14 protein-coding genes are annotated in these 18,085 nt (G+C 39.8%); 9 read left to right on the top strand and 5 right to left on the bottom strand.

All coding sequences use genetic code 11. The features are described 5' to 3' along the window. Positions 1-361 precede the first annotated feature (361 nt). The 5 genes from ilvD (at position 362) to ilvA (ending at position 6,713) form a co-directional block, all read left to right on the top strand. The gene (gene ilvD, locus OMU_RS06660; protein ID WP_016179204.1) at positions 362-2,047 is read left to right on the top strand and encodes a dihydroxy-acid dehydratase; all 1,686 of its coding nucleotides are present in this window, start codon (positions 362-364) and stop codon (positions 2,045-2,047) included. Between the two features lie 163 nt (positions 2,048-2,210). Beyond that, positions 2,211-3,908 carry a biosynthetic-type acetolactate synthase large subunit gene (gene ilvB, locus OMU_RS06655; protein WP_034877124.1) on the top strand — a complete coding sequence of 566 codons (1,698 nt, stop codon included), beginning with the start codon at positions 2,211-2,213 and terminating at the stop codon, positions 3,906-3,908. A gap of 1 nt (position 3,909) precedes the next feature. After that, entirely contained in the window at positions 3,910-4,386 is a 477-nt protein-coding gene (gene ilvN / locus OMU_RS06650; RefSeq protein ID WP_016179202.1) for an acetolactate synthase small subunit, read from the top strand. Between the two features lie 60 nt (positions 4,387-4,446). Next, positions 4,447-5,442 carry a ketol-acid reductoisomerase gene (ilvC, locus tag OMU_RS06645; protein ID WP_016179201.1) on the top strand — a complete coding sequence of 332 codons (996 nt, stop codon included), beginning with the start codon at positions 4,447-4,449 and terminating at the stop codon, positions 5,440-5,442. A gap of 14 nt (positions 5,443-5,456) precedes the next feature. Further along, a complete protein-coding gene (gene ilvA, locus OMU_RS06640; RefSeq protein ID WP_016179200.1) occupies positions 5,457-6,713 on the top strand; it encodes a threonine ammonia-lyase IlvA in 1,257 nt (418 codons plus the stop codon). 44 nt (positions 6,714-6,757) lie between these two features. Here the strand turns inward: ilvA and OMU_RS06635 are convergent, their stop codons facing one another. The 3 genes from OMU_RS06635 to OMU_RS06625 are packed head-to-tail and all read right to left on the bottom strand — an operon-like array spanning position 6,758 to position 8,431. Next, positions 6,758-7,519, bottom strand: a complete 762-nt coding sequence (locus tag OMU_RS06635; RefSeq protein ID WP_016179199.1) for an ABC transporter permease — start codon at positions 7,517-7,519, stop codon at positions 6,758-6,760. After that, positions 7,516-8,154 (bottom strand): ABC transporter ATP-binding protein, encoded by a 639-nt coding sequence (locus tag OMU_RS06630; RefSeq protein ID WP_016179198.1) that lies wholly within the window; start codon positions 8,152-8,154, stop codon positions 7,516-7,518. The genes OMU_RS06635 and OMU_RS06630 overlap by 4 nt, the downstream gene beginning before the upstream one ends. Position 8,155: 1 nt before the next feature. After that, positions 8,156-8,431 (bottom strand): hypothetical protein, encoded by a 276-nt coding sequence (locus tag OMU_RS06625; RefSeq protein WP_016179197.1) that lies wholly within the window; start codon positions 8,429-8,431, stop codon positions 8,156-8,158. A gap of 348 nt (positions 8,432-8,779) precedes the next feature. Between OMU_RS06625 and tuf the strand changes: the two genes are divergently transcribed. Beyond that, the gene (gene tuf, locus OMU_RS06620) at positions 8,780-9,967 is read left to right on the top strand and encodes an elongation factor Tu (protein ID WP_016179196.1); all 1,188 of its coding nucleotides are present in this window, start codon (positions 8,780-8,782) and stop codon (positions 9,965-9,967) included. Between the two features lie 120 nt (positions 9,968-10,087). Next, on the top strand, positions 10,088-11,131 hold the full coding sequence (locus tag OMU_RS06615) for a glycerol dehydrogenase (RefSeq protein ID WP_016179195.1): 1,044 nt from the start codon (positions 10,088-10,090) through the stop codon (positions 11,129-11,131). Between the two features lie 20 nt (positions 11,132-11,151). Here the strand turns inward: OMU_RS06615 and OMU_RS06610 are convergent, their stop codons facing one another. Next, positions 11,152-11,889, bottom strand: coding sequence for an amino acid ABC transporter ATP-binding protein (locus OMU_RS06610; RefSeq protein WP_034877127.1), 738 nt, complete (start codon positions 11,887-11,889; stop codon positions 11,152-11,154). Between the two features lie 408 nt (positions 11,890-12,297). On the opposite strand from OMU_RS06610, the gene OMU_RS06605 reads away from it, so the two are divergent. Beyond that, entirely contained in the window at positions 12,298-13,548 is a 1,251-nt protein-coding gene (locus tag OMU_RS06605; RefSeq protein WP_002346915.1) for an IS110 family RNA-guided transposase, read from the top strand. Positions 13,549-13,660: 112 nt separating this feature from the next. Here the strand turns inward: OMU_RS06605 and OMU_RS06600 are convergent, their stop codons facing one another. Beyond that, a complete protein-coding gene (locus OMU_RS06600) occupies positions 13,661-15,838 on the bottom strand; it encodes an amino acid ABC transporter substrate-binding protein/permease (RefSeq protein ID WP_016179193.1) in 2,178 nt (725 codons plus the stop codon). A 244-nt stretch (positions 15,839-16,082) separates the two neighbouring features. On the opposite strand from OMU_RS06600, the gene uvrB reads away from it, so the two are divergent. Then, a complete protein-coding gene (gene uvrB, locus OMU_RS06595; protein ID WP_016179192.1) occupies positions 16,083-18,074 on the top strand; it encodes an excinuclease ABC subunit UvrB in 1,992 nt (663 codons plus the stop codon). Positions 18,075-18,085 lie beyond the last annotated feature (11 nt).

The following is an 18,085-nucleotide window of genomic DNA, read 5'->3' as shown; positions in this document are numbered from 1 at the left end:
GATTAAGAAACTATTAGAAAAACGAGGGGCCGATTTTTATGCGCAAGAGTAAATACAATAATTTTGATGGCATCGTCTTATTAATTATTGAGTCCAGGACTTAGAACGCGGAAGTAGTATCAACCGTTAGTTTGAGTCCTATTTGCGTTAGAAATGGGATTCTTGCAAGAGCATCCCATTTATTGATGGGATGCTCTTTTTGTCAGTTGTACTTTTCACAGGATATTTAGCGTAAAAGTAAAACTAATGATGGATAACAATTTATCAAGCAAAGAACTTAGTACAAAGATATGCGCATGAAAATAAGCTCATTTTTCTTGAGTTGGAAAAATGGGTTGGCTAAAAGCAGGGAGATGTGACTATGAGAAGTGATCAGATTAAAAAAGGAATTGATGCAGCACCCGCCAGAAGTTTATTATATGCGACTGGCCAAGTAAAAAATATCCATGATATGGATAAACCATTTATAGCTATTTGTAATTCTTATATCGATATTGTACCGGGGCACGTTCACCTGCGAGAACTAGCTGATGTAGCTAAAGAGGCCATTCGTGAAGCAGGAGGAATTCCTTTTGAATTTAACACGATTGGTGTAGACGACGGAATTGCAATGGGACATATCGGTATGCGCTACTCTTTACCAAGTCGTGAGCTGATTGCAGATGCAGCAGAAACAGTGATCAATGCTCATTGGTTCGATGGTGTGTTCTACATTCCTAACTGTGACAAGATTACACCAGGGATGATCATGGCCGCGATGCGAACAAACGTACCATCGATTTTCTGTTCCGGCGGTCCCATGAAAGCTGGAATTGATCCGAGAGGCCATCAAACGACACTATCTTCAATGTTTGAAGCTGTGGGAGCATATAAAGAAGGACAGATGACGGAAAAAGATTTCTTGTTCATGGAACAAAATGCTTGTCCGACCTGTGGTTCTTGTGCAGGCATGTTTACCGCAAATTCTATGAACTGTTTATTGGAGATGTTAGGTTTGGCTTTACCCGGAAATGGAACTGTTCTAGCCGTTTCTGACGAGCGTCGTGAATTGGTTCGAGAATCAGCGAAGCATTTGATGAATTTGGTCAAAAAGCAAATCAAACCACGGGATATCGTAACCAAGGAAGCAATTGATGATGCCTTTGCCTTAGACATGGCGATGGGTGGTTCAACCAATACAGTCCTTCACACATTGGCCATCGCAAATGAAGCGGAAATCGATTACGATCAATCAGATATTAATGTGATTGCGAAAAGAGTTCCTTACTTATCTAAAATCGCTCCTTCTTCCAGCTATTCGATGCACGATGTTCATGAAGCAGGCGGTGTACCAGCAATCATTAATGAATTAGTTTCGATTGACGGTGCGATTCATTCAGATCGGATCACAGTCACTGGCAAAACTTTACGAGAGAATGTTGCTTCTGCCAAGATCATGAATGAAGAAGTGATTCATCCGAAAACAGCTCCTTATAGTCCAGTCGGAGGTCTTTCAATCCTCTATGGGAATATCGCGCCAGCAGGCAGTGTGATCAAGGTTGGCGGCGTTGATCCAAGTATCAAAGTATTTAAAGGAAAAGCGATTTGTTTTGCTTCTCACGACGAAGCGGTTGAAGCAATCGATAATCATACCGTTACTAAGGGACATGTCGTGGTTATTCGTTACGAAGGACCGAAGGGTGGACCAGGAATGCCGGAAATGTTGGCACCGACATCAAGTATTGTTGGACGCGGCTTAGGGAAAGATGTTGCACTAATCACTGATGGACGCTTCTCTGGAGCAACGCGTGGAATCGCTGTAGGACATATTTCACCAGAAGCTGCAGCAGGCGGACCAATCGCTTTAGTTCAAGATGGTGATGAAATCACGATTGATTTGACTGCCCGCACACTAAATGTGGCTGTATCGGAGGAAGAGTTGGCTAAACGAAAAGAAAAATTACCAAAATTCCAACCAAAAGTCAAAAAAGGCTGGTTAGCTCGTTACTCAGCAATGGTAACTTCAGCGCACACTGGCGGCGTTATGGAATTACCAGAAGAAGAATAAAGCGAATGCCATCATGATTATCACAGTTGCCAATATGAAATAATCAAAAAAGGAAGAAAGATAAGTTGAAAAAAGCTAGTGGAATGATATACGGCATGAACTTGAGACTTATTTTTCTGAAAGAAAAATAAATACATTAAAAGGAGGAATGGGGGTGGAAGAAATGAAACAAGAAGTAGAAGTTGAACACCTATATTCAGGAGCGGATTTATTAATCAAGTGTTTGGAAAATCAAGGAGTCGAATTGATTTTTGGCTATCCTGGAGGCTCCGTTTTACCCTTATATGACTCACTTTACGATGAACCGATTCCAAATATTCTCACACGTCATGAACAAGGTGCTGTCCACGCAGCGGAAGGATATGCCAAAGCTACAGGAAAACCAGGAGTAGTAATCGTTACCAGCGGACCAGGCGCAACCAATGTAGTGACTGGGATAGCGGATGCAATGATTGATTCTGTACCTTTAGTTGTCATTACAGGACAAGTAACGACGCCGGGAATCGGAAAAGATGCTTTCCAAGAAGCAGATATGTTAGGGATTACCGTACCAATAACCAAAAACAACTATCAAGTTCGGGATATTGAAGAGCTTCCACGAATCGTCAATGAAGCCTTCCACATTGCAACGACAGGCAGAAAAGGCCCGGTCTTAATCGACCTGCCAAAAGATATCACGACGTTAAAGGCAAATCCTAAGATTGATGAAGTTATTCATTTAGAAAGCTATCAGCCAACGGTGACACCATCAATTTTACAAATCGAACGTCTAATGAACTTATTGATGAAAGCTGAGAAACCGATTGTATTAGTTGGCGGCGGTGTGGTAGCTGCCGATGGTGCCGAAGAATTACGGCAGTTTGTTGAAAAATATCAGTTACCTACTGTTTCTACTTTGCTAGGCTTAGGGCTACTACCGCAGGACCATCCGTATTTCTTAGGAATGGGCGGAATGCATGGTACCTATGCAGCAAATATGGCGCTGATGGAGACGGATTTATTGATTAATATCGGCAGTCGCTTTGATGATCGTCTCGCCTGTTCGCCTGAAGCTTTCGCCCCACACGCGAAAGTCGCTCATATAGATGTTGATCCAGTTGAAATAGGCAAGATTATTCATACTGATATTCCAATTGTAGGGGATGCAAAAGTTGCTCTTAAACAAATGCTGTCAATTGAGATTCCTGCACCTGATTGTGAAGAGTGGCGCATGGTTTGTAAAGCGCGTCAACAAAGATATCCCTTAAAGTATGAATGGAATGAAAAAGTCATCAAGCCACAAGCTGTGATTGAGATTATCGGACGTATTACAGAAGGCAAATCCTATATTGTAACGGATGTTGGCCAACATCAAATGTGGGTAGCCCAGTTTTATCCTTTTCAATTTTCTAAACAATTGATTACTAGCGGCGGTTTGGGGACGATGGGGTACGGTATCCCAGCAGGTATTGGAACAAAATTCGGAAAACCAAATGATTCTGTGGTTGTGTTCGTTGGAGATGGCGGTTTCCAAATGACAAATCAAGAATTGGCAATTTTGAATCAAAATAATCTCGATATTAAGTTTGTTCTATTGAACAACCAATCACTTGGGATGGTTCGCCAATGGCAGGAGAAATTCTTCAATGAACGTCGCTCACAATCTGTTTTCCACGAGCAGCCAGATTTCATGAAAATGGCTGAGGCCTATGGAATTGGTAGTAAAAAAATTACTGATCCCACCACCTTAGAAAAGGATTTGCAAGAAGCGTTTGCCACTGCTGGACCAATGCTGATTGAAGTAATGATTTGCAACAAGGAGCATGTATTACCAATGATTCCGGCTGGCATGCCGAATGATCAGATGTTGGGAGTTGATTAAAATGAGACGGATGATTACAGCAATGGTTCATGACCAAGCAGGGGTGTTAAGTCGAATCACGAGTGTTTTGAATCGCCGACAAGTAAATATGGATAGTGTTTCGGTAGGTCGGACAGAAAGAGACGGCGAATCCCGAATGACGATTATCATTCAAGCTGACACGTTAGCGGATGTTGAACAAGTAACGAAACAATTAAATAAACAAATCGATGTGGTTAAGGTTTCTGATGTAACCGATGAGCCACATTTAGAAAGAGAATTGGCGTTGATCAAGGTCAGCGCCCCAGCAGCAACACGTTCAGAAATTCAAGCGATGATTGATCCATTTCGAGCAGATGTCGTGGATGTTGGGCTGAAAACAATCGTGGTACAGGTTGCTGGCTCGACAGAAAAGGTCAACGCGTGTATCGACGTCTTACGACCTTATGGAATTAAGCAATTAGCACGAACCGGTGTAACCGGATTTAGCAGAGGTTAAACGCAAGATCTATTTTTAGATTTTGCTATTAATATAGTTTATAAAATTGGAGGAAAAATTATGGTTAAAGTTTATTATGATGATGCAGTAGCGAAGGATGCTTTAGAAGGAAAAACAATTGCTGTGGTGGGATATGGTTCTCAAGGACATGCTCATGCACAAAATCTACGTGACACGGGTCATCAAGTCGTGATCGGTGTACGAGAAGGAAAATCCGCTGAGGCTGCTCGTGAAGATGGATTTGATGTGTTGCCGGTAGCTGAAGCAACCAAAAAAGCCGAAGTAGTCATGATTTTAGCTCCAGATGAAATCCAGGGTGCTTTATACGATAATGAAATCGCACCGAATTTAGCAGATGGCGATGCTTTAGTTTTCGCACATGGTTTCAATATTCACTTTGATGTTATCAACCCACCGAAAAATGTGGATGTTTTCTTAGTAGCTCCAAAAGGTCCCGGTCATTTAGTTCGTCGTACCTTTACTGAAGGCTTCGCGGTGCCAGCATTATTTGCCGTTCATCAAGATGCAACAGGAACTGCTCGCGATTTAGCGCTATCTTATGCGAAAGGCATTGGCGCTACACGAGTAGGTGTCTTGGAAACTACCTTTAAGGAAGAAACTGAAACTGATCTATTTGGCGAACAGGCAGTGCTTTGCGGTGGCTTAACGAGTATGATTGAGGCTGGTTTTGAAACATTAGTCGAAGCAGGTTACCAACCTGAATTGGCATACTTTGAAGTTTGTCATGAAATCAAATTAATCGTTGATTTGATTTATGAGGGTGGATTCGCGAAAATGCGTAATTCGATTTCTAACACAGCGGAATATGGAGATTACGTTTCTGGACCACGTGTGATTACCGACCAAGCGAAAGCTGGCATGAAGGAAGTTTTAACCGATATCCAAAATGGGAAATTTGCCAAAGGCTTTATTGACGATAATAAGAACGGCTTCCCTGAATTCAAGAAGATGCGTGAGGAAAGTGCTGGACATCAAATTGAAAAAGTGGGCGGCGAGTTACGGAAAATGATGCCATTTGTAAGTCGTAAAGATTAATGGGGGATGCAGCGATGGAATTGATCAAAGATACTGAGGTTCGCAGTGCCTATCAATTATTGAAGGACTCTGTCAACCACACGCCGTTACAATATGATCGTTATTTATCTGAAAAATATCAAGCGACTGTTTTATTAAAGCGAGAGGACCTGCAAAAAGTTCGTTCATTTAAATTACGCGGTGCTTATTATGCCATTAAGAAACTTCCAGAGGCGGATTTGAAGAAAGGTGTGGTTTGTGCGAGTGCGGGAAATCACGCGCAGGGAGTTGCTTACACGTGTCATGAATTAAAGACGCGGGCAGCAATTTTTATGCCTACCACCACACCGCAACAAAAAGTTTCGCAAGTAAGATTTTTTGGTGGTGAATTTGCGGATATTCATTTAGTCGGCGATACCTTTGACGCTTCTGCTGCTGCCGCAAAAAAATACTGCGAAGAAAACGGCATGACCTTTATCGATCCTTTTAATGATAAAAATATTATTGCCGGTCAAGGAACGCTGGCTTTGGAAATGATGACTGATGCAGAAAGCGAAGGTTATAAACCTGATTTCGTGATCACAGCAATTGGTGGAGGCGGCTTAATCAGTGGTGTGGCGTCTTATGTGAAGAACACCTCACCAACAACCAAAGTGATAGGCGTTGAACCTAAAGGAGCGGCTTCGATGCAGGCAGCCTTTGAGGAAGAGCAGCCAGTTAAACTAACCGAGATCGATAAATTCGTCGATGGAGCAGCAGTTCAACGTGTCGGTGAAATCACATATTCTCATAGTAGGGAATATGTTGACGAACTGATGTCAGTTGATGAAGGCTTAATCTGTTCAACTATCTTAGATTTGTATGGTAAACAAGCCATAGTAGTTGAACCAGCGGGCGCTATGAGTGTAGCTGCTTTAGATTTGATGAAAGACCAGATTAAAGGGAAAACAGTGATCTGTGTTATCAGTGGTGGAAACAACGATATTAACCGAATGGCTGAGATCGAAGAGCGTTCGTTGATTTATGAAGGCTTGAAGCATTACTTTGTCGTGAATTTTCCACAACGTCCAGGAGCATTGAAGGAATTTGTATCAGAGGTCTTAGGGGAGGGCGATGATATTACACGTTTCGAATATACGAAGAAAAGTAATCGTGGCACTGGACCAGTGGTAATTGGTGTGTTGTTGAAGAAGCCTGAAACCTTGCCAGATTTATTGAAGCGGTTAAAAGAATTTGATTCGACCTATATCGAATTAAGTCAACATAAGACCCTTTATAATTTATTGGTTTGATTAAAAAAGGAACCCGAAAGAGATAATTTTCGGAGTTCCTTTTTTTATATGATCAATTGATGATTAGAATTAAAATAATTTTTATAGGCAGTATAACCGCCTATTATAGAGCCTAAACTTGTAGCCGAAAGCAGCATAAAGGTGACCATAATTTGATATTTGATTGCGTGGACTGGATCTAGTCCAGCGAAAATCAATCCTGACATCATGCCTGGCAAACTAACGAGACCTACTGTTTTAGCAGAATCAATGGTAGGCTGCATGGCGGTTTTGATACTTTGCTGTAGGATCGGTTTAGAAGCCAACTTGATTGAAGCTCCCAGCGCCAATTTTTCTAACACCTGTTGTCTTAAGTCGTGAAATTGAGTATTCAACGCCCGATAGCATAGACCGATTGCTACCATTGAGTTGCTGGCGATCATTCCAGTGATAGGAACGATTTGAGAAGGAATAAATTTAATAGCTCCAGCGAAAATCAATACGCCAAGAGTAGTATAAGTGCTAATAAAAATTGCTGCTAATGAATGAAGATATTTTTTATGAAGACTGGGATTTCTCTTATGGGCATTCCAAGCAGCATTGAATACAATGAATAAACTCATTGCGATTGTCAAAAGATCATTGTTAACTTGAAAAATATATTTTAATAAATAACCAACAATAACTAATTGGATGATAGCTCGGATAATACTAAGAAAGATGTCTTTCGATAAATTCAATTTTTCTTTGGAACTAATGACAACAGCGATTAGTACTAATGCAAAAGCTAAGACTAAAGAAAGATCATTGACAGCTAATTGATTCATTGTTTAAGTTTCCCTCCTTGGATAAGTAGTAATTTTTCTGCTTCTTGGATCTCTGCTTCATCATGCGTCACCTGTAAGATCGTACAGCCCTTTTGTTGAATGTTTTTGATTAAGCGATGAATGATTCTCTTTGTTTGTTCATCCAAACCTGTCGTTACCTCATCCAATAACAAAATCTGCGGCAAAAATAAAATGTTGCGGATCAGTGCTACTCGTTGACGTTCACCACCAGATAGCTCAGAAATATTTTTAGTCAGATATTCCTTTGGCAGATCGACCATTTCTAAATGTTCCATCATTTTGCTTTGATCAGGAGTAAGGTTCCTAATAGTATAAGGCAGAGTTAAATTGTCCAGTACAGTTTCACCAAATAATGAAGGTTGCTGAAAACAATAGGAGACCTGTTGACGGTATTCGGTATAGTCGTATTGTTGCTGAGACTTTCCCTGAAAAAGAATTTCGCCACTGGTTGGAGTTAGCAACGAAGCAATCAATCGAAGTAATGTACTTTTTCCTCCTCCTGAAGGACCCGAAATTGTTAAGAAAGCTCCTTGTTCTACTATCAAAGAAATCTGATCTAAAATGATTCGCTGATCACTTTGATAACTGACAGCATCCAGTTTTAATAAAACCATATCAAATACTTTCCTTTCTAGGTTCATAAGGAACGACTACCAAAAGTGCAGGCATATTCTTCACGATTAAATGTTTTAGCTTTAGTTTAGGATAAAGTTTAAAGGTACTTGTTTTTCCAAAACGATCTAAAAAATAGTCTTGAATCTGTTGTTCGCTCCATTGTCTTGCTGGAAAATGCCAGTAGTGATCATTTTCCTTAATAAAAACAAAGCCAACACTCCAAGCTCTTTTTATTTCAGTTGGAAGCTGAGCTAGTTTTTCTTGAAAATTTTCCATGAATATCCTCCATTCATTATTTCTCTTCAAAGTCCTATCATCAAAAAAGCCAATTCTATTAAACCAGTCTTTTTTACTTCTGTACACTTATTGAGCCTATTATAACTTACTAATTTCCTGAAAAGTAGGTGAGATTGAGTTTCTTGCGTTTTCAGAGTTTTTTCTAGTAATTTTCTTTTTTTGATAAAAAGCAAAACATATCATTTGGAGTTTGACCAATTCTGATGTATTATGATTTCGGATAGTTACTTACAAAAAGTAAAAAAGTGTAAATCTTTTTCATTTAACTCAAAATGTTTTACACTATATCCGTAAGAATTTTTACACTTATTAGGAGGTTTGTTTATTATGGCAAAAGAACATTACGATAGAAGTAAACCACACGTTAATATTGGTACCATTGGTCACGTCGACCATGGGAAAACAACTTTAACGGCAGCAATCACAACGGTATTAGGTAAGAAAGGTCTAGCAAACCCTCAAGACTATGCTAGTATCGATGCTGCACCCGAAGAACGTGAACGTGGAATCACTATCAACACTGCACACGTTGAATATGAAACTGAAAAACGCCACTATGCTCATATTGATGCTCCAGGACACGCGGACTATGTGAAAAACATGATCACCGGTGCGGCTCAAATGGATGGTGCAATCCTAGTAGTATCAGCTACTGATGGTCCAATGCCGCAAACACGTGAACATATTTTGCTATCACGGCAAGTGGGTGTTAAACACTTAATCGTATTTTTAAACAAAGTTGATTTAGTCGATGATGAAGAATTGATCGATCTAGTTGAAATGGAAGTCCGTGAATTACTTTCTGAATATGGTTTCCCAGGTGACGATATTCCAGTTCTCAAAGGTTCAGCTTTGAAAGCATTAGAAGGCGATCCTGAACAAGAACAAGTAATCCTTGATTTAATGGATACAGTTGACGAATATATCCCAACTCCAGAACGTGACACTGACAAGCCATTCTTGTTACCAGTCGAAGATGTATTTTCTATCACTGGTCGTGGGACTGTAGCGTCTGGACGGATTGATCGTGGTGAAGTTAAAGTCGGCGATGAAGTTGAAATCATCGGGATCAAACCTGAAATTCAAAAAGCAGTCGTAACTGGACTTGAAATGTTCCGTAAAACTTTAGATTATGGTGAAGCTGGCGATAACGTTGGGGTTCTATTACGTGGGATTACACGTGATGAAATCGAACGTGGTCAAGTCTTAGCTAAACCAGGTTCAATCACACCACATACAAAATTCAGTGCAGAAGTTTACGTATTGACGAAAGAAGAAGGTGGACGTCATACACCATTCTTCAACAACTATCGTCCTCAATTCTATTTCCGTACAACTGACGTTACCGGAAACATCGCATTGCCAGAAGGAACTGAAATGGTTATGCCTGGGGATAACGTTACAATCGACGTTGAATTGATTCACCCAATTGCGGTAGAAAAAGGAACGACTTTCTCTATTCGTGAGGGCGGACGTACCGTTGGTTCAGGTATCGTAACTGAAATCGAAGCATAAATAGAATTGATTAACACGCAACGCTAGTCGTTGCGTGTTTTTTGTGTTCTTTAAAACTCGCCTTGCGCCTATTTTATTTGATTGCTATGATATTTTTAAACGGGATAAAAAGGAGAGCCTATGGAAAAAGTGTTTGTTAGTCCTATGACTTATCGTCAGGGAGAAAATGTTCTGTGGAATCACTTAGAAGATATTCTAGCTTTTGGTCAAAAAGGTTTAATTGTAACTGATGGTTTTGTTTATCAAATGCTGGGAGAACGATTGTACCAGAAACTAACGAAGCTAGGCGGAGAAATGTTTGTATGGGTAATAGAAGAAGATAGACCAAGTGAAACGTTCGATTATATTGTTGCTTTAGGCGGTGGTCGGGCGATTGATTTAGGAAAGGCGTTGGCTTTTGAATCAAATGCGTCCTGTATCGTTGTTCCTACATCGGCAGCAACCGACGCGCCAACATCACGTATCTCGGTGAAATACCATAACGGTTATTTCGAGAAATATTCCTATTATGCTAAAAGTCCTGATCTTGTTTTAATTGATACAGCAATTTTAATCAATAGTCCGGTTCATTTTTTGACGGCGGGAATCGCAGATGGGTTATCGACTTCAATTGAAGCAAGAACAGTACGAGAAAATAGTGGTGTGAATACTTTAGGTGCTGCGCCGACATTGGCAGCTGAAGCAATTGCGGAAAAATGTCGCGAGGTGTTGCTTGAATTTGCTGAGGAGGCAGTGGAGGCAAATGAAAAACATATAATTACACCGGCCTTCGAAGCTGTAGTTGAAGCGAATACATTATTAAGTGGAATCGGTTTTGAATCTGGCGGATTAAGTATCGCTCATGCACTGCATAATGCGATGGTCAGTCTGTGGGGAAACGAGATAAAGGGAAGTCACGGTCAAATCATCGCGTTGACCACTTTGCAGCAATTACGAATTGAGGGACGAGAAGAAGAGCTTGCACGCTATCAAACGCTATTTGAAAAATTAGCACTGCCGAACTTTTATGAGGAGCTATCAATTTTTCCAGCAGCTGAAGAGTTAAAGAAAGTCACTGAGCTTGCTTTTTCACCAGAAGATGGAATCCTTCGCAGTCACTCGCCAGCTACAAAAACTAATGTTTATAAAAATCTGCTGACATTTAGAAAAACCCGTGAAATCTAAAATGATTTCACGGGTTTTTGTTAAATATTCAACACTTTATTTAAGAAATCTTGTGTTCTTGGATTGTGAGGATTATTGAAGACCTGTTCTGGCGTGCCATCTTCTAATATTTTTCCGCCATCTGTAAAGATTACACGGTCCGCTACTTCTTTAGCAAAGCCCATTTCGTGGGTAACGATCACCATGGTCATCCCTTGTAAGGCCAAATCCTTCATAACCTTTAGTACGTCCCCAACCATTTCTGGGTCAAGCGCCGAAGTAGGTTCGTCAAACAACATAATATCAGGATTCATGGCTAACGCACGCGCAATCGCCACACGCTGCTTTTGACCACCTGATAAACTGTCTGGATAGTCATTTTTCTTTTCTGCAAGCCCAACTTGTGTTAGTAGTTCAACGCCACGTTTGTCAGCAGACTCTTTTGATTCCCCCTTTAAATCAAGAGGGGCTAATGTGATGTTTTCTAATACAGTCAGGTGAGGGAACAAATTGAAATGTTGGAAAACCATTCCAATGTGCTGACGCACCAAATTGATATCTGTATGTTTATCTGTCAGATCCTGTCCATCAATAATGATCTCACCTGAAGTAGGTTCTTCTAAGTGGTTCATACAACGTAAGAACGTACTTTTCCCAGAACCAGATGGTCCGATGATGCAGACCACTTCACCTTCACTGATAGTGATATTTAAGTCATTTAAAACAGTATTGTCTCCGAATTTTTTAACTAAATGATTGACGACGATTTTATTATCCATCATTTTTTCCATCTATTTCACCTTCTCGTAATATATATTTTGAAGAAACTTTCATTCCTTCAATCGCCCTTAGGGGCTATTCCTAATATGTTTAAATAAAATAACGATTACTACTTGGATACTGTAGGATATTCCTGAATAATAAGTCTTGGAAAGGACTTACGGGAAGACGCTATCACCTTCTGCAGTTTTACTGCGACAGAAAGTCTGTGACCCGAACCGTTGGTATAACCTCCAACACACTAGCTGAGTCCATTGACCTCTACCAATCCTAGTAGAGATTGGGTGGCTTAGAGGTTTAATGAATGAAACTCTATTATGCGAGGCTGTCGTTAGACAACGTGATTCTGGGATATCCCACAGTACCCAAGCAATTTCCGAATAATCAATGAAAGGAGGTCCTTCCACATGAAACTATTTGTCGGTTTAGACGTTAGTTCTGAAAAATTAGATGCTTGCTTTATGACAGACGATTCAACTTGCTCTGTTTTAAAAGAAGCATCTTATGGAAATAGTCAACTTGGCGCAAGCCAGATCAAAGAATACATTCTCGAATTTTCTCAAAAATTTGAGATAGAGAGCTTAGTGATTGGAATGGAGGCCACATCTTTATATAGCTTTCATCCAGCTATGTTTTTTAAAGAAGATCTTGAGTTAAATCAATTGAACCTTATGGTTTCAGTTGAACAACCAAATAAAATTAAAAAGTATCGTGATATTTTTGAAGAAAACAAAAACGATCAAATTGATGCTTTTTATATCGCTGACTATTTTCGCATCCAAAGGCAAGTCAACTCCATCATTAAAGAGGAAGAATACCTTGCCCTCCAACACTTAACTAGAACGCGTTATCAGCTAATTAAACAGCTGGTTCGTACAAAGCAACACTTTATCGAAAACATTTATTATAAATGCAACACGCTTTCTAAAGAACTAAAAGCAGAAGGTGGATCCGTTTTAAGTGCCACATTAGTAACTCTAATGACGGAAGATTACACAATGGACCAACTTGCCGAACTGTCATTAGAAGAGTTTGCGAACCTAATTCAAAAACTAGGGAAGTATCGTTTTAAAAATCCCGAAGGAATTGCAAAGGCAATTTCTAAAGCCATACGTAGTTCCTACCGGTTAGGAAAAGTCCATCAGGACTCTGTAGATATTGTTTTGGGTGTTCTAGCCAAAGAAATTCGTAGTCTTGAAAAGTTAATTAAAGACTTAGACAAAGCCATTGACGATTTAGTCGTTGTGCTACCTGAATATCAATGTTTAACCAGTATTCCAGGAATCGGTCCTGTTTATGCTGCGGGTATACTCGCTGAAATTGGCCCTATCAATCGCTTTTCAGATGAAAGCAAATTGGCTAAATATGCCGGTTTATATTGGCGACAGAACCAATCAGGTAACTCTGAGTATGAAAATACTCCTATGGCCAAACGAGGCAATCGTTATCTCCGTTATTATCTAGTTGAAGCCACCAACTCCGTAAGGAGATACGAGCCTGAGTACCATGCGTATTATAAGAAAAAATACGCTGAAACACCCAAGCATAAACACAAACGAGCCATCGTACTAACCGCAAGAAAATTTACGCGTCTGGTGGATACGCTACTACGTAACCATCAACTCTATATGCCACCAAGGAGCGTGATAGATAAATAACAGTATGTTATTGACGCTAATCCTTGGAAGTACCCGAAAAAATTTTTAATTTTGGTCGGGTTTAGTTCAGTGCGCTTCAAAAATTAACTACCTTTAAAAATCTTTTGAAAAATTATCTTGACTTATTACCACTAGACTTTTCTAAACGGTTCGCTAACTTAGTCAAGATCGTGATCAAGATCAAGTACATAATCGCAATGATCAAGTAAACGTAAGAACTTTGTGTGGTTCGAGCTACAATGATCTTACCAGTTTGCAGTAATTCTACCACACCAATTGCGGAAATGATCGTTGTATCCTTCAAACTGATAACAAATTGATTGATGAAAGAAGGGATCATAATTTTCACAGCCTGCGGTAAAATAATTTTCTGCATGGTGCGATTGTACGATAGACCTAAGCTGCGCGAAGCCTCCATTTGCCCAACTGGAACAGCATTGATACCACCACGAACAATTTCAGCGATGTATGCACTTGCGTTCAAGGTTAAAGTAATAATCCCAGCTGCGAAATCAGGAATTTTGATGCCTGTAATCCCAGGTAAGCCGAAGAAAATAAAGAAGGCTAATACCATCATTGGAATACCACGAATAATGTCGATATAAATACCTGCAAAAGTGCGTAGACCTCGAACAGGTGAGACACGGAACAGTCCGAAGATTACTCCTAATACCAATGCGAGAGCAAATGAGACTAAAGCTAAAACGATCGTCTTCCATAAACCATCCAACAATGATTTATAGTTGTTTTTTAATAAGCCGGTGATCGTTGATTCATCCACAGCATCTTTTTTCTCTTCCTTTTCAGTACCAATGTATTTATTCACGATCTCATCGTATTCGCCAGTTCGTTTCATCTCTTTTAAAGCTTCGGTGAACATTTCACGAAGCTCAGCATTTTGCCCTTTTTTAACTGCAAAACCATACTCCCCGCCAATTTCACGTTTGATCGGTGTTTTCAAGTTTTGCCCTTGATTTACGGCATAACCGATAACAGGGTAGTCATCCATCATGGCATCAATTGATCCAACCTTCAATGCATCATATAATTGATCGGCAGCATCGAAGCTCTTGACGTTATACCCATATTCTTTCTTGTGTGCTTCCAGAAAATCAGCACTTTCAGTACCAACTTTGGCCCCAACTGTTTTATCTTTTAAATCTTTGTAAGATTTGATATCTTTATTGTCTTTTGCAACGGCTAATTGAATCCCACTTTGGAAGTAAGGATCGGAGAAATCATAGTTGGCCTTACGTTCATCTGTAATAGTCATCCCAGCAATCATGCCATCAGCTTGCCCCGATTCAAGAGCCTGCATAGCAGAAGAGAAGCCGATAAACTTCATATCTAATTTAAAACCTTGCAGTTCAGCTGCTCGTTTTAGCAAATCGACATCGATTCCTTTGTATTTTCCATCACTATCTTTGTACTCAAATGGTGCAAAAGCAGAATCGCTAGCAACCACGTAAACATCTTTTTTCGGTTCAATTTTCTTCATTTCATCTGAAGCTGCGGCTTGATCACCAGAACCAGTTGAAATATATTTTGCAACGATTTTATCATAGCTGCCGTCTTTCTTTAAATCCTTCAATCCCTGATTAAATTTCTTTAATAATTCTTTGTTTTCACCTTTCTTAACAGCAAAACCATAAGAACTGCCTTTTTCTGGCTCTCCTACCAATTTGAAGGGCTGTCCATTAGTTACAGCATAACCTAAAACGGGATAGTCATCGAAGATCGCAACGGAATTTCCATTGGTTAAGGCGTTGTACATTGCGTCAGCCGCTTCATATAGTTTAATTTCATAACCATATTTGTCTTTATTCTGCTCTAAGAAAGTCGCACTTTCTGTACCGATTTTTGCAGAAACGGTTTTACCCTTTAAATCCTTGTAGTCCTTGATATCATTGTTGTCGTTTTTGACAGCCATCTGGATACCGCTGTCAAAGTATGGTTCTGAAAAGTCAAAAGTTTTTTTCCGTTCATCTGTAATACTCATTCCAGCAATCATACCGTCAAGCTGATCTGACTGAACTCCTTGGATTGAACTGTCAAAACCTAAGGGGCGTAAGTCCACTTTGAAATTTTGATCTTTGGCGATTTGGTTGATTAAATCAACATCGATTCCTATGTATTCGCCATCGGAGTTTTGAAATTCGAAAGGCGCAAATGTTAAGTCCGTTCCGATTTTATATGTCTTTTCCGCGGCGTCGGTCTTATTGGCAAAGCCAAGTGTAAAAATACTTGCCATCAAAAAAACGACGAATGGAATTAATTTGTTTTTTCTCATAATAATCCTCCTATATACTTATCATTTGTTTATTATATGTTAGTTTAAGGATAAAATACAAGAGGGTTCATTGGTGGAAAGAAAAAAAGCAAAATTTTTATAACATGAAATGTAAGAAAAGGTAACATATCGATTGTTAAGAACTTTTTATGGCAAGAATAAAAAATGGCGAAAATATGTTCGGTATGCTATAATTTTGAAATGGAAAATCTTTGTTTATTTAATAGAAAAGGGGGATTTTTGTATGATTGAAAGAGTAACGGACAACACGTTCGATCTTCATTCAAAATATCAGCCTGCTGGCGATCAGCCCGAGGCCATTACACAGTTAGCCGAAGGAATCGTCGATGGAAAAAAAGCACAAATACTTTTAGGAGCTACCGGTACTGGGAAAACATACACAATTTCTAATGTCATTAAAGAAGTCAATAAACCAACCTTGATTATTGCCCATAACAAGACATTGGCGGGACAATTATATGGTGAGTTTAAGGAATTCTTTCCTAACAACGCGGTGGAGTATTTTGTCAGCTATTATGATTACTATCAGCCGGAGGCATATGTACCATCAAGTGATACTTATATTGAAAAGGATTCGAGTATCAATGACGAAATCGATAAGCTGCGTCACTCGGCAACTAGCGCTTTGCTGGAACGAAATGATGTGATTGTAGTGGCGTCGGTTTCTTGTATCTTTGGTTTGGGTTCGCCGAAGGAATATTTAGAACAAGTAGTTTCATTGCGGGTGGGAATGGAAATGGATCGAAATCAACTGTTGCGAAATTTAATCGATATTCAATTTGAGCGAAACGATATTGATTTTCAACGTGGACGCTTTCGCGTTCGTGGTGATGTAGTAGAAATATTCCCCGCATCACGTGACGAGCGTGCTTTACGTGTGGAATTTTTTGGTGATGAGATCGAACGTATCCGTGAAGTTGATGCTCTAACTGGAGAAATTACGGGAGAAACGGAGCATGTCGCAATATTTCCTGCAACTCACTTCTTAACGAATGAAGGGCATATGGAAGTAGCCATCAGCAATATTCAAAAAGAATTAGAAGATCGCTTAGAAGTATTACGCAATGATAATAAATTACTAGAAGCACAGCGCCTAGAACAACGAACGAATTACGATATCGAAATGCTGCGAGAAATGGGCTATACATCAGGAATCGAAAACTATTCTAGACATATGGATGGTCGTAAAGAAGGGGAACCGCCTTATACCTTAATAGACTTCTTCCCTGAAGATTTCTTACTTGTAGTCGATGAGTCACATGTGACGATGCCTCAAGTTCGCGGAATGTATAATGGTGACCGTGCGCGGAAGCAAATGCTTGTAGATTATGGATTCCGCTTACCATCAGCATTAGACAATCGTCCTTTACGTCTGGAAGAATTTGAAGAACGGGTCAATCAGATTGTTTATGTTTCAGCGACACCAGGACCTTATGAACATGAAGAAACAGATACTGTGGTAGAACAAATTATTCGTCCAACCGGGTTATTGGATCCGGTCATTGAAGTGCGCCCGATTATGGGGCAAATCGATGATCTTGTTGGTGAAATTAATGAGCGTTCTGAACGAAATGAGCGTGTTTTTGTTACGACCTTAACGAAAAAAATGTCCGAAGATTTGACAGACTATTTCAAAGAGCTAGGAATCAAAGTCAAGTATCTTCACAGTGATATTAAAACACTGGAACGGACTGAGATCATTCGAGATCTGCGTTTAGGGAAGTTTGATGTGCTTGTGGGAATTAACTTACTGCGTGAAGGGTTGGATGTGCCGGAAGTTTCGTTGGTTGCAATCTTAGACGCTGACAAGGAAGGATTCCTGCGAAGTGAACGATCGCTCGTTCAAACGATTGGTCGAGCAGCCCGTAACTCAGAAGGTAAAGTTATTATGTATGCTGATAAAGTGACGGATTCGATGCAACGAGCAATGGATGAAACGTCACGACGTCGCAGTATTCAAGAACAGTATAATGAAGAACACGGAATCGTGCCGAAGACAATCATTAAAGAAATTCGTGATTTGATCTCGATCAGTAAAGTCGCAGATGATACTGAGTCATATGACGCCACTTCATTTGACGAGCTTTCTAAATCCGAACGAAAAGAACTTATCGCTAAAATGGAAGACGAAATGCGTGAAGCTGCTAAGACACTTGATTTTGAGACTGCTGCAACCTTACGAGATACGATTCTAGAGCTAAAAGCAGCAGAATAGACAAATCTAAT

It is taken from the genome of Enterococcus avium ATCC 14025 (assembly GCF_000406965.1).
GTDB classification, from domain to species: Bacteria; Bacillota; Bacilli; order Lactobacillales; family Enterococcaceae; genus Enterococcus_A; species Enterococcus_A avium.
This window is presented reverse-complemented; position numbering and strand designations above follow the sequence as displayed.